Annotated in this window: 20 protein-coding genes; 4 read left to right on the forward strand and 16 right to left on the reverse strand. The window is 56.9% G+C overall.

All coding sequences use genetic code 11. The features are described 5' to 3' along the window. Position 1 precedes the first annotated feature (1 nt). The 3 genes from AUC61_RS03450 to AUC61_RS03460 are packed head-to-tail and all read left to right on the forward strand — an operon-like array spanning position 2 to position 2,434. Positions 2-1,132 carry a methionine ABC transporter ATP-binding protein gene (locus AUC61_RS03450; protein WP_243244464.1) on the forward strand — a complete coding sequence of 377 codons (1,131 nt, stop codon included), beginning with the start codon at positions 2-4 and terminating at the stop codon, positions 1,130-1,132. Beyond that, complete coding sequence (locus AUC61_RS03455) at positions 1,122-1,766, forward strand: methionine ABC transporter permease (RefSeq protein WP_027899910.1); 645 nt, start codon at positions 1,122-1,124, stop codon at positions 1,764-1,766. The genes AUC61_RS03450 and AUC61_RS03455 overlap by 11 nt, the downstream gene beginning before the upstream one ends. Positions 1,767-1,807: 41 nt before the next feature. Continuing rightward, complete coding sequence (locus tag AUC61_RS03460) at positions 1,808-2,434, forward strand: class I SAM-dependent DNA methyltransferase (RefSeq protein ID WP_243244465.1); 627 nt, start codon at positions 1,808-1,810, stop codon at positions 2,432-2,434. Between the two features lie 244 nt (positions 2,435-2,678). Here AUC61_RS03460 and AUC61_RS03465 read toward each other — a convergent pair whose 3' ends face one another. From AUC61_RS03465 to AUC61_RS03480, 4 genes are all read right to left on the reverse strand, one after another. Continuing rightward, positions 2,679-3,137, reverse strand: coding sequence for an REP-associated tyrosine transposase (locus tag AUC61_RS03465; protein WP_243244466.1), 459 nt, complete (start codon positions 3,135-3,137; stop codon positions 2,679-2,681). A gap of 209 nt (positions 3,138-3,346) precedes the next feature. After that, positions 3,347-6,445, reverse strand: a complete 3,099-nt coding sequence (locus AUC61_RS03470) for an efflux RND transporter permease subunit (RefSeq protein WP_243244467.1) — start codon at positions 6,443-6,445, stop codon at positions 3,347-3,349. Next, entirely contained in the window at positions 6,442-7,509 is a 1,068-nt protein-coding gene (locus AUC61_RS03475; RefSeq protein WP_243244468.1) for an efflux RND transporter periplasmic adaptor subunit, read from the reverse strand. The genes AUC61_RS03470 and AUC61_RS03475 overlap by 4 nt, the downstream gene beginning before the upstream one ends. Then, the gene (locus AUC61_RS03480) at positions 7,506-8,624 is read right to left on the reverse strand and encodes an efflux RND transporter periplasmic adaptor subunit (RefSeq protein ID WP_243244469.1); all 1,119 of its coding nucleotides are present in this window, start codon (positions 8,622-8,624) and stop codon (positions 7,506-7,508) included. Before AUC61_RS03480 ends, AUC61_RS03475 begins: the two co-directional genes overlap by 4 nt. 305 nt (positions 8,625-8,929) lie before the next feature. Between AUC61_RS03480 and AUC61_RS03485 the strand changes: the two genes are divergently transcribed. Beyond that, positions 8,930-10,090, forward strand: coding sequence for an AAA family ATPase (locus tag AUC61_RS03485; protein ID WP_243244470.1), 1,161 nt, complete (start codon positions 8,930-8,932; stop codon positions 10,088-10,090). Between the two features lie 287 nt (positions 10,091-10,377). Here AUC61_RS03485 and AUC61_RS03490 read toward each other — a convergent pair whose 3' ends face one another. The 12 genes from AUC61_RS03490 to AUC61_RS03545 all read right to left on the reverse strand — a co-directional run bounded on the left by AUC61_RS03490 (position 10,378) and on the right by AUC61_RS03545 (position 25,625). Next, complete coding sequence (locus AUC61_RS03490; RefSeq protein ID WP_095092925.1) at positions 10,378-10,590, reverse strand: DUF6124 family protein; 213 nt, start codon at positions 10,588-10,590, stop codon at positions 10,378-10,380. A gap of 460 nt (positions 10,591-11,050) precedes the next feature. Beyond that, positions 11,051-12,058, reverse strand: coding sequence for an ABC transporter substrate-binding protein (locus AUC61_RS03495; protein ID WP_243244471.1), 1,008 nt, complete (start codon positions 12,056-12,058; stop codon positions 11,051-11,053). A 147-nt stretch (positions 12,059-12,205) separates the two neighbouring features. Continuing rightward, a complete protein-coding gene (locus AUC61_RS03500) occupies positions 12,206-13,060 on the reverse strand; it encodes an ABC transporter permease (protein WP_243244472.1) in 855 nt (284 codons plus the stop codon). A 106-nt stretch (positions 13,061-13,166) separates the two neighbouring features. Next, a complete protein-coding gene (locus AUC61_RS03505) occupies positions 13,167-14,045 on the reverse strand; it encodes an ABC transporter ATP-binding protein (RefSeq protein WP_243244473.1) in 879 nt (292 codons plus the stop codon). Between the two features lie 15 nt (positions 14,046-14,060). Continuing rightward, complete coding sequence (locus AUC61_RS03510; protein ID WP_243244474.1) at positions 14,061-14,957, reverse strand: TauD/TfdA dioxygenase family protein; 897 nt, start codon at positions 14,955-14,957, stop codon at positions 14,061-14,063. A 317-nt stretch (positions 14,958-15,274) separates the two neighbouring features. Next, positions 15,275-16,057, reverse strand: coding sequence for a MetQ/NlpA family ABC transporter substrate-binding protein (locus AUC61_RS03515; protein ID WP_243244475.1), 783 nt, complete (start codon positions 16,055-16,057; stop codon positions 15,275-15,277). A gap of 192 nt (positions 16,058-16,249) precedes the next feature. Then, entirely contained in the window at positions 16,250-17,467 is a 1,218-nt protein-coding gene (locus AUC61_RS03520; RefSeq protein WP_243244476.1) for an RHS repeat-associated core domain-containing protein, read from the reverse strand. Further along, on the reverse strand, positions 17,464-20,907 hold the full coding sequence (locus AUC61_RS03525) for an RHS repeat domain-containing protein (protein WP_243244477.1): 3,444 nt from the start codon (positions 20,905-20,907) through the stop codon (positions 17,464-17,466). The genes AUC61_RS03520 and AUC61_RS03525 overlap by 4 nt, the downstream gene beginning before the upstream one ends. Positions 20,908-21,069: 162 nt before the next feature. After that, positions 21,070-22,011: a hypothetical protein gene (locus tag AUC61_RS03530; RefSeq protein ID WP_243244479.1), complete on the reverse strand. Its 942-nt coding sequence runs from the start codon at positions 22,009-22,011 to the stop codon at positions 21,070-21,072. 302 nt (positions 22,012-22,313) lie between these two features. Continuing rightward, a complete protein-coding gene (locus AUC61_RS03535) occupies positions 22,314-23,336 on the reverse strand; it encodes a sigma 54-interacting transcriptional regulator (protein WP_422764926.1) in 1,023 nt (340 codons plus the stop codon). A 94-nt stretch (positions 23,337-23,430) separates the two neighbouring features. Continuing rightward, positions 23,431-24,012 carry an alpha/beta hydrolase gene (locus AUC61_RS03540; RefSeq protein ID WP_243244481.1) on the reverse strand — a complete coding sequence of 194 codons (582 nt, stop codon included), beginning with the start codon at positions 24,010-24,012 and terminating at the stop codon, positions 23,431-23,433. Positions 24,013-24,344: 332 nt separating this feature from the next. After that, positions 24,345-25,625: an MFS transporter gene (locus tag AUC61_RS03545; protein WP_279290907.1), complete on the reverse strand. Its 1,281-nt coding sequence runs from the start codon at positions 25,623-25,625 to the stop codon at positions 24,345-24,347. Between the last annotated feature and the right edge of the window lie 612 nt (positions 25,626-26,237).

Raw genomic sequence — 26,237 nt, forward strand, 5'->3', positions numbered from 1 at the left:
TATGAATGCATCCGTGCAACACAAACTGCCACCTGAACCGACGGGCGCAGCGCATTCGGCAGAGCAATCAGAATTGCACGCCGACCTGAACCGCGCGCACGTGCGGTTCATTAATCTGGGTAAAACCTATCAGGGTCAGCAAGGCCCCGTGGATGCGCTGCAAAACATTGATCTGGCGATTCAGAAGGGTGAAATCTTCGGCATCATCGGCCGCAGCGGTGCAGGCAAATCGTCGCTAATCCGCACCATCAACCGTCTGGAGCAACCCAGCAGCGGTCGGGTGCTAATCGAACAAACGGACATTGGTGAGTTCAACGAAGACAAGCTGGTAGAGCTGCGCCGACGCATCGGCATGATCTTCCAGCACTTCAACCTGATGTCAGCCAAGACTGTGTGGCAAAACGTCGAGCTGCCACTCAAGGTTGCGGGCGTGCCCAAGGAGCAGCGTCAGCGCAAAGTCACTGAGCTGCTGGAATTGGTCGGGCTGCAAGACAAACACAAGGCCTACCCGGCGCAATTGTCCGGCGGCCAGAAGCAGCGCGTCGGCATTGCCCGCTCACTGGTGCATGACCCGGCCATTCTGCTCTGCGACGAAGCCACTTCAGCGCTGGATCCGGAGACCACACAATCGATCCTCGGTCTGCTGCGCGAGATCAATCAGCGCCTTGGCCTGACGATCATTTTGATCACCCATGAAATGGCCGTGATTCGCGATATCTGCGACCGCGTTGTGGTGCTGGAGCAAGGTCGCGTCGTCGAGCAAGGGCCTGTCTGGCAAGTATTCGGCAACCCGCAGCATGAGGTGAGTAAAACCCTGCTCGCCCCGCTGCAACATGGTTTGCCCGACGACCTGCAAGCGCGGCTAGCTGCCGACCCGCAAACGCCGGACGCCAAAGTCGTGCTGGACCTGCACTTCACCGGCGACAGCGGTGAAGAACCCGACCTGGCTGCGTTATTTGCAGCCTTGGGTGGCCGCGTCAGTTTGCTACAAGGCGGCGTTGAACGGATTCAGGGACATGCGCTGGGCCACTTGCTGCTGTCAGTGGCAGGCTCGCCACACAACATCGACACTCTGGTGAATCAGGCGCGCAAGCAGGCGCAACACGCGGAGGTACTGGGCTATGTGGTTTGATCGTTTGCTGCAAGGCGCCATTGATACCTTCCTGATGGTCGGTGTGTCGTCTTTTATCGCTTTAGTGCTGGGCATTCCGCTGGCCGTGATTCTGGTCACCAGCGGCAAAGGCGGAATTTATGAAGCACCCGCACTCAACCAGGTACTAGGCGGCTTCGTTAACCTGTTCCGCTCGATTCCGTTTCTGATCCTGATGGTGGCGCTGATCCCCTTCACCCGGATGATCGTCGGCACCACGTATGGCGTCTGGGCTGCGGTCGTACCGCTGACCATTGCTGCCACGCCGTTCTTTGCGCGCATCGCGGAAGTCAGCTTGCGTGAGGTCGATCACGGGCTGATCGAAGCGGCGCAGGCCATGGGCTGCCGCCGCTGGCACATCATCTGGCACGTGCTGCTGCCTGAAGCACTGCCGGGCATCGTCGGTGGTTTCACCATCACGCTGGTGACCATGATCAACTCCTCGGCCATGGCCGGTGCAATTGGTGCGGGCGGGTTGGGGGACATCGCTTACCGTTATGGCTATCAGCGCTTCGATACCCAGATCATGCTGACCGTCATCGTGCTGTTGGTGATTCTGGTGGCCGTCATTCAACTGGGCGGCGATCGTCTGGCCCGAGGCCTGAACAAGCGCTAAGTGAGTTATATTTGGCGCCTCATTGCTCAGACAGACTCGCCATGAAGCTCCAAGCGCAAGACCTCGCACAGATCACCGACCAAACCCTCGGCCACTACAACCAAGTGGCCGAGGACTTCCGCGAAGGCACCCGCGACCACGACGTCAGCCAGAACATCGCCGCATTGCTGCGCCATATTGAAGGTGCAGCGCCGTGGCAGATTCTGGATTTCGGCTGCGGGCCGGGCCGTGATCTGAAAACTTTCAGCAGTATGGGTCATGTGCCGGTAGGCCTGGACGGCTCCGAGCGTTTCGCTGAAATGGCCAGGGCTGAAACGGGCTGTGAAGTGTGGCAGCAGAACTTCCTTGAGCTGGATCTGCCTGCTGAGCGCTTCGATGGCATTTTCGCCAACGCCGTGCTGTTTCACATCCCCAAGCAGGAGCTGCCCCGCGTACTGAAAGAACTCCACGCCACGCTAAAACCGGGTGGCGTCCTGTTCAGCTCCAACCCGAGAGGCGACAACCGCGAAGGCTGGAACGGCCCACGGTATGGCTCGTATCACGACCTGGAATCCTGGCGCGAACTGCTCAATGCAGCAGGGTTTGTGGAGCTGGAACACTACTACCGCCCGGCTGGTTTGCCTCGGGAACAACAGCCCTGGTTAGCGAGTGTTTGGCGTAAGGCTTAACACCGAGTCACACTTATCGCGGGCAAGCACCGCTCCCACAGGAGACCGCGTTCTCAGGTTGGAATGCAGTCTGAATGTGGGAGCAGCCTTGGTTGGCGAGTATCTGGCGCAAGGCTTAACACCGAGTCGCCCCCATCGCGGGCAAGCACCGCTCCCACAGGAGACCGCGTTCTCAGGTAGAAACGCGATTTTCTGTGGGAGCGGTGCTTGCCCGCGAATGGCGCGACTCGGCTTCAGAAAACGGTTAAATCCAAACAGCATCCCAAAGCGGATAATCTCCAACTCGCTTGGCCAACCCGGCTCTTACGGGATTCAAGATGACGTAACGAGCGACTGCTTTCAAATCCTCTTCCCGGCGGATCGCTCGATCATGAAAGCTTTGCTGCCAAATGCTGCCGGTATGCTTCAAAGCGCTGCTCACTAAAAAATTGGCACGCGACTTGGTACGTCCAACCGCATAGCTCAACGACTCACGTCTAAGCTCAAGCAGCCAGTGGAAATGATCAGGCATCACCACCCAGGCAAGTGAGTTAACAAGCCCCTCACACTCTGCTTGGTGGAGCTGCCTCACAACAATTCGACCTACTCGCCAGTCACGAAACATCGGTTGGCGGTCTTTGGTATTGCAAGTAATTAGATAGATCCGACCTTCTTCGCTGTGGCGGCCAATACGTAACCTTCGAGATTGATGAAGAGATCGCATTCCATTGCCTTTGAGCTCTAGTGGAACTCAAAAGGTAGGTCAGGCTAGTGAGGTAAAGCTCAGGATTAATTGGCTGGATGTGTCTGACTCAACACTGAGTCGCCTATATCGCGGGCAAGCACCGCTCCCACATTCAGAGTGCATTCCAGCCTGAGAATGCAACTTCCTGTGGGAGCCGGGCTTGTCTGGGCGGCATTCCGACGATTGGGTCAATGATTTACAGCTGGCTCCCCACCCTTCTCAGCCTGCTCCCGCTGCTCATCACTCGGCTCTTTAATCCGATACCACGCGACATACAACGCTGGCAGAAACAGCAGCGTCAGCAAGGTGGCGATGATGATGCCGCCGATCATGGCGTAGGCCATCGGGCCCCAGAATACTTCGCGGGCGATGGGGATCATGCCCAGGCTGGCGGCCGCTGCGGTGAGCAGAATCGGGCGACGACGATGCTGGGTGGCTTCGGCCACGGCATCCCATGGTAGGTAGCCGTCGCGTTCATAGGCATCAATCTGCGTCACCAGAATCACCGAGTTACGGATGATGATGCCGATCAGCGCCAATATCCCGAGGATCGCCACAAAGCCCATCGGCGTACCCGTGGGTATCAGCGCCAACACCACACCAATCAGGCCCAAAGGCGCGACGCTGGCGACCAAGAACATCTTCTGCACACTGTGCAGTTGAATCATCAGGAACGTCGCCATCAGGAAGATCATCAGCGGCACGACGCTGGCAATCGGGCCTTGAGCCTTGCCGCTTTCTTCGACGGTGCCGCCCGTAGCGACCTTGTAGCCAGCCGGTAAACCGGCAGCAAACTTGTCGATCTCAGGCTTGAGCTGCTTGACCAGATCCGTCGGCTGCATATCATCCGCCACCGCAGCTTTAACCGTGATAGTCGGCTTGCGGTCACGACGCCAGACCAGCGGTTGCTCCAGCTCATAACGCACCGTCGCAAACGCCAGCAGCGGAATCGACGTGCCGCCCGGTGTCACGATCTGCAGGTTCTGCAGGGTTTCCGGCGAGCCACGCTCGGCATCTTCAGCGCGCCCAACCACATCGATCAGGTAAATATCATCGCGCACCTGAGTCACCGGCGAGCCGCTGACAATGCTGTTCATCAGCTTGGCCACGTCCTCAGACGACAAGCCCAACTGCCGCGCCTTGTCCTGATTGATGTCGATACGCAGGACTTTGCCCGGCTCGTTCCAGTCGTAAATCAACTCGCCAACATGCGGATTGGCGTCCAGCAGCGTGGCCAGTTCAATGGCGTGCTGGCGGACCTTGTCGATGTTTTCGCCACTCACCCTATACTGCAGCGGACGCCCCACTGGCGGGCCCATTTCCAGCGGCTGAACAAAGCTGCCGATGCCGACAAACTCTTCGCGCAGGCGCTTGTTCAAGCGTTCACTTAACGCAGCGCGCTGCTCGAGGCTTTTGCTGACGATCACCAACTGCGCGTAGTACGGATTTTCCAGTTGCTGGTCCAGCGGCAGGTAGAAGCGCAGAGCGCCCTGGCCGATGTAAGTGCTCCAGCGCTCGATGTCCGGGTCGTCCTTGAGCGTCGCTTCAAAGCGATCCACGACCTTACGGGTTTCGTTGATCGAAGCGTTTTGCGGCAGGTTCAGGTCGACGAGAATTTCAGGCCGGTCTGAAGACGGGAAGAACTGGTTCTGCACGAACTGCATGGAGAACACCGCCGCCACAAACATCAGGATGGTGAAAATGATGGTGATCCAGCGATGACGCATCGCCCAGAACATGCTGTTGTTGAAGCCGCGGGCAATGCGCCCTTCCTTCTCTTTTTCGTCTTTCTTTTTGATGTTGGCGCTCAAGATATGCACACCAATGACCGGCGCGAACAACACCGCAACCACCCACGAGACCAGCATCGCCACAGCAATCACCGCAAACAGCGTGAAGGTGTACTCCCCCGCCGAGCTGGCATTGAGGCCGATGGGCACAAACCCGGCGACAGTCACCAGCGTACCGGTCAGCATCGGAAAGGCCGTCGAGGTGTAGGCGTAGGTGGCGGCCTGCTCCTTGGTTTCGCCCATTTCCAGGCGCGTGACCATCATCTCCACCGTAATCATCGCGTCATCCACCAGCAGGCCGAGAGCGATGATCAAAGCGCCGAGGGAAATCCGCTGCATGGTGATGCCGCTGTACTCCATGAACACAAAGACCATGGCCAGCACCAGCGGAATTGAACAGGCGACGACAAGCCCGGCGCGCACGCCAAGGCTGACAAAGCTGACGATCAATACAATCACCACCGCCTCGAACAGCGCGCTGGTAAAGCCGCCGACGGCTTTCTCCACCACTTCGGCCTGATCCGAGACGTTGTGTACGCCCACACCCACCGGCAGGTTGGCCGTCGCAGCATCCATGCGCCCGTGCAACGCTTTACCGAACTCCTGAATGTTGCCGCCCTTCTTCATCGCGATGGCCAGACCAATGGCTGGCTTGCCGTTGAAGCGGAACATCGGTTTCGGTGGATCGACATAACCACGGGTGATGTCGGCGATATCACTCAAACGATAGAAGCGATCATTGAGACGCAGGTTGACCTCAGCCAGATCTTTCTCCGATGCAAACTGCCCCGAGGTGCGCACCGAAATCCGCTCCGGTCCGGCCTCGATCACTCCGGCAGGCGTGACCGCGTTCTGCGATTGCAGGCTTTGCACCACCTGGCTTTGATCCAGGCCCAGCGCCGCGAGCTTGCGGGTAGAGAAATTCAGGTACACCACTTCGTCCTGCTGGCCGATCATTTCGACCTTGCCCAGCCCAGGCACTTCGCGGATCTCCGTGCGCACCTGCTCGACGTAATCACGCAGCTGACGCATGGAAAAACCATCCGCCGTGAACGCGTAAATCGACCCGTAAACATCACCGAATTCGTCGTTATAAAACGGCCCTTGGGTGCCCTGCGGGAATTGCGCACGGATGTCGTCGATCTTCTTGCGCACCTGATACCAGATCTCCGGAATGTCCTTCGCGGAGGTGGTGTCGTGCAGGAAAATCATGATCGTTGACTCACCCGGACGCGTGTAGCTTTTCACGTAGTCCAGGGAGTCCAGTTCTTCGAGTTTCTTCTCGATGCGGTCGGTGACTTGCTCAAGGGTTTCGTCCACCGTCGCACCCGGCCAGCGGGTTTGTACGACCATGGTTTTGATCGTGAAGGACGGATCCTCTTCACGGCCAAGATTCATGTAGGAAAACACGCCCATCAACAGCGCGACGAACATCAGGTACCAGACAAACGACTGGTGTTTGATGGCCCATTCGGACAGGTTAAAACTCCCTTTCATCGCGGGCTTTCCTCATCGACTTTAACTTTCTGGCCCGGCTTGAGGCTGTTGACCCCGGCACTCACCACCCACTCGCCGGGTTTGATCCCGTTGCTCAATACAAAACTGTCGTTGCTGCGACTGATGACGTTAACGGTACGCGGATTGACCGTCTGGCTTTGCCTGTCGATGATCCACACCTGCGCCTTGCCATCCACTTCCTGCAGCGCATTGATCGGCAACTCTGTGCGCGAAGCGATGGCCGAACTCAGGCTGACACTGATAGCGGTGCCCAGGCGGAAGGCTTCCGGCGTCTCTTTCAGGGTCAGTCGAGCACGGCGGGTGCGAGTGGTGCGCTCGGCTTGCGGCTCGATCTCACGCAGCGTTGCGGTGGTGTTGATCTGTGGATCAAGCTGGCTGGCGACCTTGAACTCGACGCCCTCAGGCAACTGATCCGCCAGCGAGCCCGGCAAATCGATCACCGCCTCTTTGACGTCCGGACGAGCCAGGGTCACGACCTCTTGCCCGGCTGTGACCACCTGACCGGCTTCGGCCTGCCAGCGCGTAACGATCGCGGCGTGATCAGAGCGCAATTCGCTGTAACCCAGTTGGTCTTGAGCCTGACTCAAGGCTGCGCGGGCTTGCTCCAGCGATGAGTTGGTGGTTTTAAGATCGGTCTGCGCGACATCCAGGTTCGCCTGGGCACCCACGCCCCGGTCAAACAACTCCTGCTGGCGTCGGGCATTGGCTTGCGCGTTGATCCACTGCGCCTGGATGCGCGCCAGATCACCCTGGCGAGCGCGCACGTTATTCTGCTGATCGGTAGGGTCCAGCGTGGCAAGTAAGGCCCCTTTAGCGACCTCACTGCCAACGTCGACGCTGCGTTGAGCAATTCGCCCGCCCACCCGGAAACCGAGCGTACTTTCATAACGCGCTTCGATGTTGCCCGCGAAACGTCCAAGGCTTTCCTCAGAAATCGCATTGGCTTCGACATGAAGCACGGGGCGCACTGGCTCCGGCGCGGGTTCTTCCTTACTGCACGCGCTCAACAGCGGTAGCAATAACAACCACGTCAAACGCTTCATGGCTGCACCTTCGCGGGCTTCTGCTGTTCACTGGCGGCGATTTCCACCTGCATGTCCGGGTGCAGCAACTGCCCACCCGCCACCACGACTTTCTCACCCGCCTTCAAACCATCGGTGATGATCACTTTGGCGGTCAGATAACGGCCGACCGTGACAGCCCTGAGGTTGGCCTTGCCCTGGTCGTCCACCACCCACACCGCTGGCTTGCCCAATTGATCGCCCAAGCCTTTGGTCAAAGCCGCCCACGGCAGTTCGACGCTGGCTTTGCCCTGTGTGGTCAATGCCCCGCTGACCACCGAGCCAAGGTCCATGCCATCGGGTAATTTCTCGAGGGCGATTTTGACTTGCACGGTGCCGGTTTCGGCTGACACGGCCGGGGTCACTTCACGGACTCTGCCGATCGTTTTGATTTGCGGGTTATCAAGCAGCGTCACCACCACCGGCTCATCACCGGACGCCTGGGCGAACAGTGACTCATAGACGTTGAACACCGCGTCACGCTCACCATCCCGGGCAAGGCCGAAAATCGGCACGGTAGCCTGGACCACTTGCCCAACTTCCGCCTGACGCTCAGTAATCACACCCGGTGCATCAGCCACCAGCGCGGTGTAGCTCAATTGCTCACGGGCATTCGCCAACTGAGCCTGCGCCGCGTTGAGCGCGCTCTGGCTACTGCGTAATGCGGCCTGCGCGGAATCGTACTCGCTGCGGCTGGTGTAACCCTTGGGCAGCAGTTTTTCCTGTCGCACAAATGCTGCTCGGGTTTGCGTCACACGGGCCTGTTCTGCGGCGACAGCGGCCACGGCGGAATCGACGTTGGTCTGCAAGTCTTTGGGATCAAGCCGGGCGAGCACTTGCCTGGCCGTGACTCGATCACCCACATCAACCGTGCGCTGAATAATCTTGCCGCCCACGCGGAATGACAGCTGAGTCTGCACCCGGGCCTGAACGTCACCGGTCAATGCGACCTGAGCGGCGTAATCAGCGGATGCGACTTCTTGCACATAGACTCTTGGCAGGTTGGCGTCAGCAGGTTTTTCCTCGCCGCAGCCGGTCAGAATCGCCAGCGACAACGTCAGGCCAAACAACGCCAATCTTGGGGGGAAAGCGGGCATGCAGACTCCTTATGCGGATGCCGTGCGCGTGCCTCGCTGTAAACAGTGGGTGGCGCCGTGACTATGCGACTCTAAGCGTAGATCAGGGTTCCTTGAGGTGCGTTATTGGTTGCAAATGCGGGGGACTGTTGGAGCGAGGCTTGCCCGCGATAAGGCCGCCGCGGTTTTCAGTCATACCGCGTTATCGTCCATCGCGGGCAAGCCCAGCTCCCACAGTAATCCAGGCAATTTCGCACAATTGCAGGTCCATCATTCACCAAGCGATCTGGTTAAACTCCCTTCTTCTCACCGGCAAGGAAGCAACCATGCTCAAAACCCTCGCGGTCGCCAATTACCGGTCGATCAACAACCTGGTCGTGCCGCTTGAGCGTCTTAATGTCATCACCGGGCCCAATGGCAGCGGCAAGTCCAATCTGTATCGCTCATTGAGGTTGCTAGGCGAAACAGCTCAGGGAGGGGTCATCAACGCGCTGGCTCGTGAAGGCGGGCTGGACTCAACGTTCTGGGCCGGGCCGGAGAAAATCAGCCGGGCCATGCTTGCGGGCGAGGTCGAGGTGCGGGGTGGGCCGCGGCAAAAAGTCAAACGCTTGCGTCTCGGTTTTGCCGGTGAGGATTTCAGCTACGCCATTTCATTGGGTCTGCCTGACAGCACTCTTACGGCGTTCGCACTGGACCCGGAGATCAAGAAGGAGTGCATCTGGGCAGGGCAGTTGTATCGACCCGCCAGCCTGTTAGTGCAACGAAGCGGCCCGATGATCCGCGCACGCGATGGCCGCGACTGGGATGTGCTGGCACAACACACACCTGCATTCGACAGCATGTTCGATCAGGTAGGCAGCATGCGCAGTTGTCCGGAGGTACTACCACTGCGCGAAACCATTCGCGGTTGGCGTTTTTACGATCACTTCCGTACCGACTCCGAAGCCCCGGCACGCAGGGCGCAACTGGGTACCTTTACGCCTGTTTTGCATCACGATGGGCGCGACCTGGCCGCAGCGTTGCAAACCATTCTGGAGATTGGCGACCCAAATGCATTACATGTTGCGATCAACGACGCCTTCCCCGGTGCCAGCCTGAAAATCAATGTTGTGCCTGGCGGGCTATTCGCGGTGGAGTTTTATCAGGAAGGTTTGTTGCGGCCGCTGTCTGCGTCCGAGCTGTCAGACGGCACATTACGTTATCTGCTGCTGATTGCCGCGCTGCTCACCCCGCGTCCGCCCACCATGATGGTGCTTAACGAACCGGAAACCAGCCTGCACCCTGATCTGCTGCCCGCGCTGGCCCGTTTGATTATCAAGGCTTCGCAAAGCTGTCAGGTTTGGGTTGTGTCCCATGCCACACGGTTGATCGCAGCACTGGAACAAAGCCCGGAATGCAATGCGATCGAGCTTGAAAAGGTACTGGGGCAAACCGGGATTGTCGGGCAAGGGATGCTGGATGCACCGGCGTGGCATTGGCCGGATTGAGATGGCGGGTCTTGCGGTCTGGATGGCGCAGAACGTGGGGGATAGGCTTGACGGATCCCTGCGGCGTTCGCATCGTCGGAATGCCGCCCAGACCAAGCTCGGCTCCTACAGAGTGCATGCGTGTCGCGGGATCCGCAGAACCTGTGGGAGCTGGGCTTGGTCTGGGCGGCATTCCGACGATAAGGCGGGATGCGATAGACCTGATATCGGCGGTGCCTGTATCGCGGGCAAGCCCGGCTCCCACAGAGATAGCGTTTCGGCCTCAGAACTGAGTTGATATGCGGGTTTCAGCGGGGTTCGACGCGTTCCAGTGAGCGGTCGAGTTCGGCTTTGGCCATGGCGATCAGGTGGACGACCGAGAAGGCCAGGTCGCGTTTGGGGCCGTTGAGGGTGTCGCCGGTTTCATAGGCGGTGGCGGCTGCGCAGCGTAGTAGGTCGCTGACGTGGAGCAGCGATTCTTCGAGGGTTGGCAGCGGTGGATCTGGTGTTAATTTTTTCATCGTTGATTCCTTGTTGAAGGAGCCACCGAATGTTCGCTGCTAAACAAATAGAAGGTGGCGGCTTTGTCGCGGGTTAGCAGACCGGTGGAATCAACAAGACCGGCGCACCCGAAGATGCCCCACGCAAAGCCGCCATAACGCGGTACTTGCGCTGTCAATTCACAAAGCAGGCTGCTAAACCCGATCACTGATGAGTCAGTGACGGACGCAGCCTAGTGTCCGAAATTGGCACGCGCAAGGGCTCAGGATTTTCTAGGAAACTTCACACAGAAGAAAGGGAAACGGCCGCAGGAAAGGGCCTTCAAAGGCGGATTTTTCGTGAGGTGAAGTTACAGATCGATAATTTCTGTAGGAGCTGCCGAAGGCTGCGAAGAGACCTCGCCAGACACATCGATTCGCAGCCTTCGGCAGCTCCTACAGGGATTAGCGCTAGCCGGGGAAAAGTACTACCGTCCGGGCATCAGCTACCCGCACCACCATGGGCTTCTTCGAAGAAGTAATCCTTCCAGCTCGCCGCTTTGTTTTTCAGCACGCCCAGTTCTTGCAGTTTTTCAGCATAAATAAAGGTGCGCTGCGGGGTGATGGTGAAGTCGATTTCCGGATCGGAAACGATCTTCTCTACAAACGGCAGCGCCAGCTTGGATTGCTCTACGCGGATGTAAGTCTGTGCAGCGGCAGGTTTGTCGGCCTTGATGATTTTTTCGGCTTCAGCCAGTGCGTCGTAGAACGCTTTGTAGGTTTTCGGATTTTCGTCGTGGAATTTCTCGGTGGTGTACAGCACGTTGAACGTCGCCTGACCGCCCAGCACGTCGTAAGAACTCAGCACTTTATGCACGTTCTTGTTTTCCAGCGCCTGATACTGGAACGGCGGGCTGGAGAAGTGCGAATTTATTTCGGAGCCGCCCGAGATCAACGCAGAGGTCGCGTCCGGGTGCGGCAGGCTCACCGAGATGTTGTCGAATTTCTTGAAGTTCTCGTTACCGAACTCTTTGGCAGTTTCGATCTGCAAGGTGCGCGACTGGAAACCCACGCCTGCAGCCGGCACGGCGATGCGGTCTTTGTCAGTGAAGTCTTTGAGGGTCTTCACGTTCGGGTTGTTGGTCAGCAGGTAGTTAGGCATCGAACCCAACGACGCGATGGCTTTGACGTTCTGCTTGCCCTTGGTGCGGTCCCAGATGGTCAGCATTGGCGGTACGCCTGCGGACACCACGTCTAGCGCGCCAGCCAACAGCGCTTCGTTCATGGCGGTTGCGCCAGAGATGCTGTTCCAGTCGACCTTGATGTCGAGGCCCTGCTCTTTACCGTGCTTTTCGATCAGTTTTTGATCACGGACCACGTCCAGGATCAGGTAACCGATACCGAATTGCTGGGCGATGCTGATCTTGCCTTCGGCTTGTGCGCCGCTGCTGAGCAGACCGATGGTTGCAGCGAGCGCAATGATGGCTGAGCGCTTGAAAGGAATTGCCATTTGAAACCTCACGAGAGTTCGAATGCTGCTTATGTCTGTGGGAGCAGAGCTTGCTCGCGATAAGGTTTCGGTGGTCTACCTGCAAACCGAGGTGCCCTTATCGCGAGCAAGCTCTGCTCCCACAAGGTTTGAGTGTTTTCAGTTAAATCAGCGCTGCATACCCCAGCGCTTGACGGTCAGGCGCTCGACGTTGGCGAACAGCAGGTTTTCCACCAGCAGGCCGATCAGGATGACGGCAGCCAAACCAGCAAAAACTTTGTCGGTGTACAGCTCGTTACGGTTCTGGAAGATGTACCAGCCCAGACCACCCTTACCGGACGATGCGCCGAAGACCAGTTCGGCCGCGATCAGGGTCCGCCAGGCAAACGCCCAGCCGATTTTCAAACCCGCCAGAATCGACGGCAGCGCCGCAGGGATCAGGATGTGCCAGACAAAGCGCAAGCCTTTGAGGCCGTAGTTGCGACCGGCCATGCGCTGGGTCTCGGAGACGCCGAGGAAACCCGCATAGGTATTGAGCGCCAACGCCCACAGCACCGAGTGCACCAATACAAAAATCAGGCTGTTCTGACCCAGACCAAACCACAGCAGCGCCAGTGGCAACAGCGCAATGGCAGGCAATGGGTTAAACATCGCAGTCAGGGTGCCGAGCAGGTCACGACCCAACTGCGTGGATACCGCCAGAGTTGTCAGTGCAAAGGCCAGGACGATGCCAATCAGGTAGCCCTGGATCAACACGGTCAGGGAAATCCACACCTTGCTGATCAACTCACCCGACAGAATGCCGTCGTAAAAAGCAGCAGCAGTCTGCAGAAAGCTGGGCAGCAACAGGTCGTTGTTCTGAATCCGCGCGGCGACTTCCCAGAGGATGGCCAGCACGATCAGGATCACGGTTTTACGGACCCAGCTCACTTGCCAGATGCGTTGCGCCAGCGGGATGTCACGGGCCAGGTCTTCCTGAGTGAAAGGCTCCAGCGTGACTTCGTATTCTTGACGGATGTTCATGGTGTGTTCTCTCTGACTCCCTGTAGGAGCTGCCGAAGGCTGCGATGCAATGTGTCAGGTACACCGCTTCGCAGCCTTCGGCAGCTCCTACAGGGGATCTGCAAATTTAATAAGCGATCCGGATGTCCTGGAAGTTCAGTTCGCGGTCGACCGCCTGTTCTTCGCCTTCATCAAACAGCAGCCGGTGAATGCGCTGGGCGGTGTGTTGGAAACCGACGCCGCCAAGGCTTTTCAGGTCGTATTGATGGCTGTTGATTTCAGCGCGAACGCGGCCCGGATGCGGCGACAGCAACAGGATGCGATTACCGACCACCAGCGCTTCTTCAATGGAGTGCGTGACGAACAGCAGGGTGAAGCGCACCTCTTCCCACAGTTCCAGCAGCTCTTCCTGCATCTTGCGACGGGTCAAAGCGTCGAGAGCAGCGAACGGTTCGTCCATGAGCAGGATTTTTGGTTGCATTGCCAAGGCGCGGGCAATCGCCACACGGGCTTTCATGCCGCCGGACAAGGTGTGCGGGTAGGCATCGGCGAACGCGCTCAAACCGACTTTCGCCAAGTAGTAATGCGCGCGTTCCAGTGCTTCCTTGCGCTTTAAAGTACGCGAGGCCAACAGCGGGAAAATCACGTTTTCGATAACGGTTTTCCAGGGCGGCAATTGGTCGAACTCCTGGAACACGACGATACGGTCCGGGCCTGGCTCATGGACTTCAGTGCCCGCCAGACGGATCTGCCCTTCGCTAGGCTTGATGAAACCCGCCACAGCCTTGAGCAAGGTGGATTTGCCGCACCCCGAAGGGCCGAGCAGCACGAAACGATCCGCCGGATCGACTTCAAAACTGACTTGATGGGTGGCCCGCACCACACGCTCGGGCGTGCGGTATTCGAGGCTTACGTTCTGGACTTGCAGCAGGGCTTCAGCAGCGGGCTGATCGACCTGTTGCGCAATCGAGTTTGCGCTAGCCGTGTGGCTTTGCAGAACAGTCATTAAAAGCTCCCGGTATTAAAACGGCGCATCGCCCTGGATGGTCGTGCGATGCAGGCGGCGACGCAGATGGTCAGGCGTCCCGCCCGCCAAGTGGATCAGCGAGCGGTTGTCCCAGAAGACCATGTCGTTGGGTGCCCACTTGTGGCGGTACACCGCCTCAGGACGAACGCTGTGCGCGTACAGTTCGTTGAGAATCTGCTGACTCTCGTCTTCCGGCAGCCCGACGATATGCGTGGTGAAGCCTTCACTGACAAACAGTGCTTTGCGACCGTTTTCAGGGTGCGTGCGCACGATCGGATGGCTGACCACAACCACTTGCGCCAGTTGCTCGGGGGTCAGGGTTGGCCGCCAGTTTTGCGCGTTGTGCCCGTCGCGGTAGCGCGAGGTATAGCTGTGCACGGCAGAACGGCCTTCAACGGCTTTGCGCAGATGCTCCGGCAGGGTGTCCCAGGCCTGGTGCATGTCCGCGAACAAGGTGTCTCCGCCTTCGCTTGGCAATTCCTGCGCGTAGAGCATCGAGCCCAGGCTCGGCTGTTCTTTGTAGGAAAGATCGGAGTGCCAATACTTACCCGCGTCACCCAGACCCAGCGGTTGACCGTTTTCCACAATGTTGGAAACGATGAGGATTTCCGGGTGGTTGGCCAGCAGGAACTGCTTGAGCACGTGGATCTGCAGCACGCCAAAACGACGGCTGAAATCGATCTGCTGTTGCGGGGTGATCTGTTGATCGCGGAACACCACAACGTGGTAATCCAGATGCGCGCGGTGTACGCGAGCGAAGTCGACGTCATTCAGCGGTCGGGACAGGTCGAGCCCAACGATTTCAGCGCCCACTTTCTCGGCAAAAGGACGTACCTCAAACTGTTGAGGTGCAGCTTGAACGGGTGATGACGCGAGAGAGGCTGCTGACATGGCTCGGACTCCAGAAGACTGGTGGTAATGAGCCACGACTTTATAGGTATAAGAATCTAAATTTAAATATCTTTATTGCATATGAATAGTCCGGATTGAGCTAGGGATAATTGAGACGCCGGGTTTGGCGCCAATACCTGTGGGAGCGGTGCTTGCCCGCGATAAGGCTGAACGCGGTAGACCTGATATCTGCGGTGCCTTTATCGCGGGCAAGCCTCGCTCCCACAGGGATTTGTGCCCGGCGCGATAACCCACACACAAAAACGCCGACGCTGTAGCCAGCGTCGGCGTTGGGTATTACGTATTCAACTCAGCAATCAGAACGCTGGCAGTACCGCGCCTTCGTACTTCTTGTTGATGAAGTCTTTTACTTTCTGACTGGTCAGCGCCTTGGACAGTTTCTCGATCGCGTCGGTGTGAGCGTTATCGGAACGGGTCACCAGAAAGTTCACGTAAGGCGAATCAGCGCCTTCGATGATCAGCGCGTCTTTAGTCGGGTTCAGCTTGGCTTCCAGCGCATAGTTAGTGTTGATCAGTGCCAGATCAACCTGGCCCAGTGCGCGTGGCAGTACGGCCGATTCCAGCTCGCGGAACTTGAACTTCTTCGGGTTGGTGGCGATGTCTTTCGGGGTCGCCAGCGCGTTGGTCGGATCTTTCAGCGTGATCAGGCCATTCTTCTGCAGCAGCAGCAGGGCACGACCGGCGTTGCTGCCTTCGTTAGGGATGGCGATGGTTGCGCCTTCTGGCAGATCAGCGATTTTCTTGAACTTGCTGGAGTAGCCACCGAACGGTTCAACGTGGACGCCAACACCGGTGACCAGCGTCGCGCCTTTACCTTTGTTGAAGCCATCCAGATAAGGCTTGGTCTGGAAGTAGTTGGCGTCCAGACGCTTTTCATTGAGTTGTACGTTTGGCTGCACGTAGTCGGTGAACACCTTGATTTCCAGATCCACGCCTTCTTTAGCCAGGTCAGGCTTGATCAGCTCGAGGATTTCCGCGTGAGGAACTGGCGTAGCACCGACTACCAGTTTCTCGGCTGCTTGAGCCACGCTTACCGAAAATACGGCCGCCAGAGCGGTCAACAGCAATGTCTTTTTCATGCAATGTCCTTAGAGAAAATCGAGGTCGGTCTTTACGACAGCTCTTCAATGAGTTGCCCCCGGACTGCTGGTGCGGTCGGGGGCGTGGAGCGGACATTACCGATATTTTTTATTCCAATACAATACTTTTTTATCAAGTACTTATGCTTTTTTGTAGTTGTCCGCCAGGGGGCTCCAGCCGCCGAGCGCAAATCAAAACTCGCGTAGCGCCTGCATCCGATCCTGATCAGCAGTCAGGAAGTCGCCTGGCTTGATATTGATTTGCCCCAACCCTGGGGCGCTTTGCTCCGGATCGCCGCGTAAGAATGAATCAATGGTCGAAACACTCTCACCCTGCCCACTGGTTCCTGCGGGCTTGTCACTCCCGCTGGTCAGGTCGCCAATCAAGTCGACAGCCTCGAATGAGTAGTCGGCGATTTCCAGGTAGCCGGAAAGCTTAGAGGCCATCTGAAAGCGATTCTGCATTGCGACGGTGTTCCTCGCACCTTTGCCCAGCTTTGCGGCCCCCGTAAAACTTTGCATAGCCTTGCCGTTACTGACTTTGATCGCCCCTTGCCGTGCCGCAGCCGCCGCACCGGCCCCTTTGTTGATGAAGCGCGCCGCCGTTTGACTGCCTCGCTTGGCCGCAACCTTCGCCGCAGAGGTGCCCGATAGAGAGGCCAACCCCAGGCCAAGGCCCACATATCCCAAAATGTCTCCGGCCTTGGAATCAGGAGCCGCCAAGGACACCACCTCACCTGCTATCTGGATGACGTCGGCAGTAATGCTGAGCGCCGCGAGGAATATAACCGGCCCGGTCAACGGTGCACTGGCTCCGAGGGTGACCGCTGTGAGGGCGATGGCAGCGACAGATATGACGATGCCTAACAGGGCCTTAAAAAGCTTCTTGAAAGAGAAGTGTCCAGTCGGGTCAGTCATGTTCACCGGGTCCCCCACACAATAGGCGTAAGGGTTTACGCCCCCCGAATCAAAAGGGCTCATCGTGTCGGGGCTATGAAAACGCATCAGCACCGGGTTGTAAGCTCGATAACCATTGCCCAGCAAATAGCAGCCAGTCACAGGGTCCGGTTGCTCACCGTTAAAGCCCAGCAAGCTTTGCAGCCCGCCTTCATTGGCACCGCCACCATACGGGGTGTAGACGCTGCGCTGGATCTGATTACCCGTGACTGACTGCAACACGCTGCCTTGCTGATCACAGCCCAGCAGGCTGTTGACCACCCTGTTACCCGAGTAGGTCGACTGAGCCAATACATGGCCACCCGATTCCATCAGGCTATGCCGCTGTCCGCCCTCCAGTTGCGTGGCGATCCGGCCATCCCGATAAACCCGCGTACTGGCGGGAGCGCCCGCAGGCTCTACGCCAATCAAGCGATCCAGGGCGTCATAGCGATAACTGATCAACTGATTCATGCTTGTGCCTCCGAGACCGATTCAAGGCGGCCCAATTCGTCATAGTTCAGGCGGCGATTGCGCTCATCATTGAGCTGATTACCGTCTCGGTCGTAAGAAAATTTCGCCTGTTGCGCGGCATAGTCCGGATGACTATGGCGAACTCGGCTTAACTGGGTTTTGTCGAAATTTTCGTATTCGTAAGTAGCGATGTTTTCGCCATCCGCGAACACGGTTTTCAACTGGCGGACGTTATCGAGTTCGTCGAAGATGTAGTCCTGCACAAGAATCGGTTTACCCGCCGCGTCCACCGGTAAATGCAGGCCGGTGCACTCGTAGTGTTCCAGACGACCGCGAGAGTCATAGGCAAATCGCTCATCACGCAGCACGGTGTTCCCACGCTGCAAGATGCGCCGGATGAGCTTGTCTTTATTGTCGAACTGTTGGGAGAGTTCTTCCGGCTGACTGGAGTCAACCGTGAGCACCCGACGCACCTCGCGGCCGAAGTCGTCGTATTCAAGCTGCGTGACAAGTTTGCGTTTGCTTTGGCTGTCAACCGTTTCGATTCTGCTGACGCGTCCGAAAGAGTCGTAGCCGTAGTCCGCTTTGACAGTCCCCTTTTCAACCTGGGCAATCCGACACAGCGCGTCATAGTGAGTGATCTGCTTAGTGCCCGCCGCATCTACATATTCCAATGGCAAGCCTTGAAGCGAGGTGCGATGCGTGGCATCCAGTGCGCCCTGAGTTTCGGTTATCCGGTCGTTCTGCAGTTTGCCGGACGGCAGGTAACTGCGCTGCTGCTGGTTGGCCGGGCAGGAAGCCTGAATCAATTTCGCGTGAGCATTGTCGTAGCGGAAGCTGGCGGCGAGGTTGCTGTTACCGGCGACGCTGCGCTCAGTCATCTGATTACTCAGTGACGGGTCATATTGATAGGAAATGACTTTACCGCTGGCTCTGACGTGCGTAGCCGGGTTTGGCTGAGCCCCCTCGTACGTGAATGTTTCAGTGCGTCCACCGACCGTGATGCTGGTCACTCGCAACAGGCCGTCGTAGGTACGCTCGCCCGCCAGGTATTCATTGACCCAGATGTGGGTCGCCAGGTCTTCAGTGCTACCTCGCACGAATGCTCTTTTGATCCGTGTGCCGTCGGGCAATTGAGTGATGACCAGACGATCAGCAGAGTCGTACACAAACCGTGTCGTGCGTCCATGAGGGTCGATTTGCTGAACACATCGCCCGAGGCCGTCGTAGACGTACTCCGTGGCGCCACACGAAACACCTTTGCGATCAAAGCGTTCAACCGTGTCGTTTTTTCCGAATAGATTTTTACTGATGACTGTTTTACCAGCCAGATCGATGCCCTGAGTCTGGACGAGCGTGACTGGATCGATTCGATCGTGACTGATGACCCCATCCGGGCCGATGGTCGAGACGCGATTACCCCAATCGTCATAGGTGTAACGGGTCGTCAATTGAACAGCTTTGCCGTCCAGCCAGTCAGTGCTGGTTTCTTCCGCCAATTGGCCAAGTCCATCGTAGTTGGCGCTGTAGACGGCACGCATGGGTTGACCGACAGCGTCGATGTCTTGAACCTCAACGGCAATTTTTCGATTCAAACCGTCAAGCCGTGTCAGCGTTTCAGCACCGTTGGGAGCTACCGTGCGGGTGGACACTTCGTCAGCCAACGTGTTTGCCAACTGGTAGGCGTGCGTTCTGGAAACCTGACCGGGGGTCTGCGGGGCGAGCGTCTCAGAGGTTTTGCGCCCCAAACGGTCATGGTTCGTTTCGAGGGTAACCCCCATTTGCTCGACCGTTTTTATTTCTGCTGCGGTCAGCATGTTCATCCAGACGGACTTGGTACTGCGGGTACTGTCTTTGGCGACTAGCGAGGTATGTACACCGACAGCCCCGTTCAGAAGTTCATAACGATAATTCAACACGGTATCTACACCACCTGCCGTTTCAACCCGACTCTTCAGACGGCCAAAAAACGGGCTATGGGGATCATCTTCATACCGTCGGGCGATTGCCATGAGCGGCATAGCTTGCTCACCTTGAGATACCGTCTCTTGTGCGAGGGCCAGAAAACGTCCCCGCTCGGGGCTAGCCGAAGCCAATTCGGTGTAGCGGTACCGAGTGATCAGGGTTGGGGCGGGGGCACAATCCGTTGCGGGTATCAGGGTTTTGAGCTTGAGCCAGCGTACCCTTGCGAACGTATCTGCCGGGCAACCGTCGGATGCCCCTACAGGGTAATACTCGAAAACCTCGGTAATGCCGGATGGCGACACTTTTCTGAGGATGTTGCCCATGTCATCGTAGTCAGTCAGCGTGGTTTCCGTGCGGATGACATCGGGTTTGGCAGCATCAAACCAGGACACCTCGACCTTTGCCGGCAATTGGAAATTTCCGGGTTGCCCCTCAAAGCTCACACCTGTCCTTGCGTGATATTGAGTACGGGTGCGCACGGTTTTGCCGTTTTGATTGACTGTTTCCTCAATCTGCAAATGGAAGCGGTTGTAGACCCGCTTGGTTCTGCGCGCAACACGCGCACTGGACCCGACCCCCGACATCAGGTCTTCGTTAATCTCGTACTCATAATTACCCGCCGCCCGATAAAGGTTATCGCCGTCGTTTCGCCACGGAGCGCCGGATCCGTTACCCAGATAATTACGGCTGGAGTAACTGTAATTTCTGGTTATATGGGGCTGGTTCAAGCGAGGAAAAGTGACGTGGGAAGCAACCGCCGGTAAAGTCCTGACCGGGGCTCCGGCAGGCAATCGCAACTCCATAGCCCTATACGTAATTTGCTCGACGCCCCCAGTGGGCAGTTCGAGCCTGCTGATTAACCGCAGGCCACCCACAGATTGATAAGTGAAACGCCATGACGCTGCTCTACCATTTTCGAGCGGCAGGGTGATCCGGGTAAGCTCATTACTCTGAATCTGTAGCGTAAACACCAGTTTGTCCGTGGGGCTGTCAGGCCAGAGGGAGATACTGGAGACTCTCGATGAACCGTCAAGCACATCGACGGTTAATAACGTCTGACTTTCATCTCGAATCTCACGCAGCATCCGCCGACCGCCGATGACACGGTATGAGAAACTTAAAACCCTACCTTCCGGAGAATAGAGTTTTGAAATCGTCCACTCATCCCAGTTAAGCGCCGGGTTAGACAGTACCTCTACGACGCCTGATTTGTGCTCGATAATCAATTCATCGCCGACACGACTGGTTTTTAAGTCTTGAACTTTTTTGTCAGCGATGACGAATTGGCCCGGTGCCGTATTGGCAAGATAGGTGGCGCCGTTAAACACATTCAGTTGCCGTGTGGTACGGCTATACCGGGTTAAGGGCATCGACCATCCTGAACCAAAGCCCATGTTGGCGTTGCTGAGTCCATTGAAAGAAATTGACAGCGGAAGTGAGGGACCGCTTAGTGCATTACCCAGTAAATCAGACAACGACAAATTGCAACTGTACGTGCCTGTTCTGGGGTCAACTCCAGCATTGATAAAGCTTAGAAAATTATACGCATTAGAATACACGTGAGGCACACCTTATAATTATCGTCCAGCCATTAAAATAACGAGCGGCGTGCCCAGTTAACCGGGCACGCCTAACACTCAATACAGTTCTAACCGACCGTCCACACGCTCTGGACTTACAATACGAAACCGAAGCGTATGAGAGTTGCCATACATATCGATAGCGGTGATCGTCGCATTTTTTACCTTTCCAGGAGAAAGCCAACGATCTCTAAATGTAACTATTGCAGGCTGGCCCCTGACGGGTGTTATACCGGTAACAGACGACGGAGCACCCGGCGGTTGCGGAAAGGGATATATAATCGAGTTAATCCCAGGCCCCATGTAGCCCGATACCATGCCCACGCGGGTTACGGTGGCGCTACCTGCATGATATCCAACGCCAATGGGTGAGACACTAATGCTTCTAAATTCGATGTTCACACCATTATCATTGAGCACGAGAGGGATATAATCCAGCCTCCCCCACTGCCCCAACTCCATCGTATGAACAACCTCGAACTTGTACCTGTCTACTGGGTAAGTCGTCGGCCGAAGAGGGGTAATCATCATATTACCCTCGCTATGGCCCCGCGAATCAAACTGTGTGCCATCGTCGCGCTCAACGGTAAGACTAACGGTTAACGGTACCTGGCGAACAGTACGAACATAGAGATCTACATAGTGTGTATTCCGACTTTTTACCGAGGGCGCTTCATACGCTAGCTGTTGGGAGGAAGTCGGAACATAGTCATAACCGTAGGGATTGACACGAGACCAATCCCAGCCGTGTTGCGAGCTCACCGGCCTGGGCAAGCCTGGCAATGGTTCCCGGTAATGTATCGCCGCCCCACCATGATGATTGACTAACTTAATAGAGCGTAATTCTTTCTCGGTCAAAACAACCGGATTATTATTTATGTCAACGGCTTTGATAGCGACTCGTAACTTTACAGCCTGGAGACCGTTCCAAAACAAACGCCCTCCACCTGCTACGCTGACGACCGTGAATGTTTCCAATGAAACCCATCTTTCAGTCATGTGAACTCCTTGTAAACCCTAAAAAGGGAACTTATTAAATTCATAGTTCAAATCAACGGACCCAGCGTTAGCCCTAATAACCTCAACTGGAACCCTCGTAGTAAAAGAGCAACTATCCCGCTCCTCAACACCAGACTGGTTTAAATAATTTTTAGTGTCTAGCGTACGAAATAGAAAGTAATAAACAGCGCCTACAAAATGGCACTTGCCGCAAGTTCAATGGTTAAATCTCAACAACTTACCAGGGATAAAGAGTCGCTATCTGTAGGACTATTTCCCGATCTCTGAAAGTTCTCTAGCGCCTAGTTTTCCCCCCAAAAAAAAACGCCGCATCCCTGCCAAGGATGCGGCGCTGAGGAACCGGGGGTTATGGGGTAGCGAGCGAGATCATCCAACCGGGAATCGACCGCTCCTAGCACCCGTCGCAGTGCAAAGAGTTGCTCAACCTTTGCGTCAAGGAGAAGCTTTCCTACAAGCTGCTGCACTTGCGCAAGTGGGTCGACGCTGGCAGGCAGGTTCAGGTGCTCCGGCAAAATCTCGTCACCGCTGCTGACCAGCAGCGCAAAGTGGATAACGTTCTCCAGTTCACGGGTGTTACCCGACCAGTGATGCGTTTCAAGTACCTGCTGCGCCGCATCGCTGATCAGCGGCACGGCCAGATTCAAACGCTGGCTATAGATGCCGAGAAAATATTCGGCCAACGGCAGGATGTTGCCCGGCTGCTCGCGCAAAGGCGGCAGTTCCAGATGACCTTCGCTGAGGTAGTGAAAAAGCCGCTCGTGGAATTTGCCGGCGGCCACGGCCTGGGCCAGATCGATGCTGGTGGCGGCAACCAGCCGCACGTCTACCGGGCTCGGTTGATGCGCGCCGACGCGAGTGACTTCGTGATTCTCCAGAGCGGCCAGTAACTTGATCTGGATCGGTAACGGCAAGTCGCCTATCTCATCCAGATAAAGCGTGCCGCCATTGGCTGAACCAAACCATCCCGCGCGACTGCTGGCCGCACCACTGTGGGCACCAGCGGCATAGCCAAATAGCTCGGCGTCGGCATAGGTCGGGCTGATCGCGCCGCAGTTGACCGAGACGAACAACCCCGTTCGGTCACTCCCGCGATGGATGTGTCGCGCCAGCAATTCTTTACCCGTCCCGGACTCGCCACGAATCAACACTGGCAACGCACGGGGCGCCAGCTGTTCCATTTCTTCGCGAAGCTGGCGGGAACGCGGATCGATGAATACCAACGCCTTGGCACGGATGCTCAGCGGGCTTTTTTCTGCATCGGGGAAGGTCAGCAAGGGCTGACCGAAGGATTCATTCAGGCTCATGGCAAACTCCCGCCTGAGCCCTTGCGACGGCTCAAACGTTAAAAAATAAAATGGATCGTGGAAGCAAGCGCGATACGTTTCGCGCTGCATAGGTTCATGCGCGACGCCGTGCGTGATGTTCCATTCGGCTCTGCAGGCGATACAGGTAAGCGAAGCCCTGTTCCCAGCGGCGATGCCCTGACTTGACGTTGATGTGCCCGGCCTCGCTGAGAATGCCTGTTTCGGCGCCCCAGTCGCGGGCCATCTCAAGGGCACGCTGGGTGCTGACCGCAGCATCGTTATCCGAGGTGACGATCTGGGTCGGGAATGGCAGCAGATCCTTCGGGATCGGCGCGAAGTTGCGCAACGCAGGCGAGCAGGCAGGCCGCTCGACATCAGCAGGCGCGACCAACAGAGCGCCCTGCACCTGGCGTAGCGACTCCAATGGAGCCAGCCGCGCCCAATGCGCGACGGTGATGCACCCCAGGCTGTGAGCAATCAGAATCACCGGCGTGCTGTCCGCCGAGATACTGCGTTGCAGCTCTCCGACCCAGTCTTCGCGACGCGGCTTGAGCCAATCGGCTTGTTCAACGCGAGCGCTATTGGGCAGGCTGTTTTGCCAATGGGTTTGCCAATGCTCATCGCCTGACCCTTGCCAGCCTGGCACGATCAAATAGCGGATCGATTCTTTATGCATAGGGTCGGCCTCCTGCATGGATGCATTCATTGAGCGCAGTATAAGGAGGCGACATATATCCGCTAAGGAATAAGAAGCTATCAAGCAATAGCCAAAAAGAATATATAGGATAAAAAAAGGGGTCGTCCCCTGCCTAAGGAACAACCCCGATAAAAACTGCTGTATGCGTGCCCTCCATCAGTGGGCACGGTTGAAGGTACTCAAAGTTTGTTACAGATAGGCGACGGAGGCTTATCTGTAGGAGCTGCCGCAGGCTGCGAGATAGCGGAACAGATACATCGCCATCGCAGCTTGCGGCAGCTCCTACAGATATTGGTTTGCAGAAGGAGGGATCAAGCCGTCGGCAAAAGCGGCGCACCTTCCGGATGAACGGTTTCAGCTTGCTGTGGCTGCTTCGGCAGTTCTCGGGCCACATTCCAGACCACGATGGCCGCCACGATGTCGAAAATCGCCAGCACCACGAACAGAGGGCTGTAGCCGATTTTGGTCACGAGCACGCCGAATACCAGGGTAAACGCCGCAGCACCGAGATAGCCGAACATGCCGCCCATGCCGGTCGCCGTCGCGACTTCGTTTTTGCCAAACGAGTCCGAGGTGATGGAGTAAAGCGCGCCGGACAGCGTTTGATGTGCAAAGCCCCCAATGCAGAGCAGGGCAATCGCCGTGTAAGGGCTTTCAACCAGGCCAATACACGCAGGGCCGATCATGCAGGATGCGCCGAACAACAACACCAGCTTGCGCGAGGTGAACAGCGAAACCTTGAGGTGCTTGTGGAAAAACGGGCTCAGGTAGCCACCCAGCACACAACCGATATCGGCGGCGAGGAAAGGCAGCCAGGCGAACATGGCGATTTCCTTGATGTTCATGTGCCGCTCAGTCATCAAGTACAAGGGAATCCAGGCGTTGAAGGTCTGCCAGGCCGGCTCGGACAGAATCCGCGCCGAGGCGATCGCATAAAAGTTGCGGCTGGTGATGATCTTTTTCCAGCTGCCCTTCTGCGTCGGTACGTCTTTGAAGTGCGACTCTTGGCCACTGAGGATGTAGTCGCGCTCGGTTTCACTCAAACGCTTCTGATCACGCGGGTGCTTATAAAGGACTAGCCACAGGCCGCTCCAGAAAATACCCAGCCCGCCAACGATCAGGAACGCCAGTTCCCAGCCGCTTTGCAGAATCGCCCAGACCACTAATGGCGGTGCCAGCAGCGCACCAACGGAAGAGCCGATGTTGAACCAGCCGATGGCCACCGAGCGCTCTTTGGCCGGAAACCACTCGGTGGTGGCTTTGACACCCGCAGGTAAACCCGCTGCTTCGGTAAGACCGAGCATGCCCCGGAAAATCGCCAGGCTCTGCCAGCCCGTGGCGAAAGCCGCAGCAGCACAGGCGGCCGACCAGGCGACGGCAAAAATCGCGAAGCCCATTTTGGTACCAATGGCATCGATGATGTACCCGGCAACCGGCTGCATCAGCGCGTAACACACCTGCCAGGCAACGACGATGTGCGAGTACTGCTCGGTACTGATGCTGAGCTCGCTCATTAGCGTCGGCGCAGCCACGGACAGCGTATTTCGGGCCAGGTAGTTAACGATCAGGCCGGCTGTGACCAGCCCGACCATCCACCAGCGAATTCCTTTTATTTTCATCTCTTCACCTTTGTTATTGGAGTGGCGGCGAGTCAGCGTGCGAGAAACGGTGTTATGGCGAGACGGCCGTGAGTGAGGTGCGCAGAGACACCCCTTGCGCGCATGCGCGGGGTCGTCGGGGAACGCTGGGGGAAGCGAAGTGCGGGAGCGGTTGTCCACACGGGTGCGTGCTCATCGGGCTGTTACTCTTTGTATTATTTTTATAGTTGCAAAAATCGAAATTTCGCCTAGTCGTCGTATGACTAAGCGATTTATAGACACACCTTGTAACACTGTCAATGGGATGAAGGCGGGGTTAGACCATTGGATATGGGGTTACTAAAGACTTTTAGGGGAGAGAGTTTTCTAAAATGTCATCAGACGACTAATGACTTGCGGATTCTGCTTCTGTAGGAGTGAGCTTGCTCGCGATAGCGTCAGATCAGACGATATCTTCTCAACAGATCTACCGCTATCGCGAGCAATGTGGATCGCCACGCCGGTCACTCCTACAGGTATATGTTTGCTGCGCGACAGCACGACGTCTGGACGGCGGGGGAACTCCTACAGATCACGGCTTGCTGTGCGAAGCATTCTGTCAGGGAG

Origin of the sequence: Pseudomonas maioricensis (assembly GCF_022790535.1) — a bacterium.
In the GTDB taxonomy this organism is placed as follows: domain Bacteria; phylum Pseudomonadota; class Gammaproteobacteria; order Pseudomonadales; family Pseudomonadaceae; genus Aquipseudomonas; species Aquipseudomonas maioricensis.

What these genes read in the sequence shown, in the direction of transcription:
- AUC61_RS03450 (WP_243244464.1), top strand. Translation starts at nt 2, where the DNA reads ATGAATGCATCCGTGCAACACAAACTGCCACCTGAACCGACGGGCGCA.
- AUC61_RS03455 (WP_027899910.1), top strand. Translation starts at nt 1,122, where the DNA reads ATGTGGTTTGATCGTTTGCTGCAAGGCGCCATTGATACCTTCCTGATG.
- AUC61_RS03460 (WP_243244465.1), top strand. Translation starts at nt 1,808, where the DNA reads ATGAAGCTCCAAGCGCAAGACCTCGCACAGATCACCGACCAAACCCTC.
- AUC61_RS03465 (WP_243244466.1), bottom strand. Translation starts at nt 3,137, where the DNA reads ATGCGATCTCTTCATCAATCTCGAAGGTTACGTATTGGCCGCCACAGC.
- AUC61_RS03470 (WP_243244467.1), bottom strand. Translation starts at nt 6,445, where the DNA reads ATGAAAGGGAGTTTTAACCTGTCCGAATGGGCCATCAAACACCAGTCG.
- AUC61_RS03475 (WP_243244468.1), bottom strand. Translation starts at nt 7,509, where the DNA reads ATGAAGCGTTTGACGTGGTTGTTATTGCTACCGCTGTTGAGCGCGTGC.
- AUC61_RS03480 (WP_243244469.1), bottom strand. Translation starts at nt 8,624, where the DNA reads ATGCCCGCTTTCCCCCCAAGATTGGCGTTGTTTGGCCTGACGTTGTCG.
- AUC61_RS03485 (WP_243244470.1), top strand. Translation starts at nt 8,930, where the DNA reads ATGCTCAAAACCCTCGCGGTCGCCAATTACCGGTCGATCAACAACCTG.
- AUC61_RS03490 (WP_095092925.1), bottom strand. Translation starts at nt 10,590, where the DNA reads ATGAAAAAATTAACACCAGATCCACCGCTGCCAACCCTCGAAGAATCG.
- AUC61_RS03495 (WP_243244471.1), bottom strand. Translation starts at nt 12,058, where the DNA reads ATGGCAATTCCTTTCAAGCGCTCAGCCATCATTGCGCTCGCTGCAACC.
- AUC61_RS03500 (WP_243244472.1), bottom strand. Translation starts at nt 13,060, where the DNA reads ATGAACATCCGTCAAGAATACGAAGTCACGCTGGAGCCTTTCACTCAG.
- AUC61_RS03505 (WP_243244473.1), bottom strand. Translation starts at nt 14,045, where the DNA reads ATGACTGTTCTGCAAAGCCACACGGCTAGCGCAAACTCGATTGCGCAA.
- AUC61_RS03510 (WP_243244474.1), bottom strand. Translation starts at nt 14,957, where the DNA reads ATGTCAGCAGCCTCTCTCGCGTCATCACCCGTTCAAGCTGCACCTCAA.
- AUC61_RS03515 (WP_243244475.1), bottom strand. Translation starts at nt 16,057, where the DNA reads ATGAAAAAGACATTGCTGTTGACCGCTCTGGCGGCCGTATTTTCGGTA.
- AUC61_RS03520 (WP_243244476.1), bottom strand. Translation starts at nt 17,467, where the DNA reads ATGAATCAGTTGATCAGTTATCGCTATGACGCCCTGGATCGCTTGATT.
- AUC61_RS03530 (WP_243244479.1), bottom strand. Translation starts at nt 22,011, where the DNA reads ATGACTGAAAGATGGGTTTCATTGGAAACATTCACGGTCGTCAGCGTA.
- AUC61_RS03535 (WP_422764926.1), bottom strand. Translation starts at nt 23,336, where the DNA reads ATGAGCCTGAATGAATCCTTCGGTCAGCCCTTGCTGACCTTCCCCGAT.
- AUC61_RS03540 (WP_243244481.1), bottom strand. Translation starts at nt 24,012, where the DNA reads ATGCATAAAGAATCGATCCGCTATTTGATCGTGCCAGGCTGGCAAGGG.
- AUC61_RS03545 (WP_279290907.1), bottom strand. Translation starts at nt 25,625, where the DNA reads ATGGTCGGGCTGGTCACAGCCGGCCTGATCGTTAACTACCTGGCCCGA.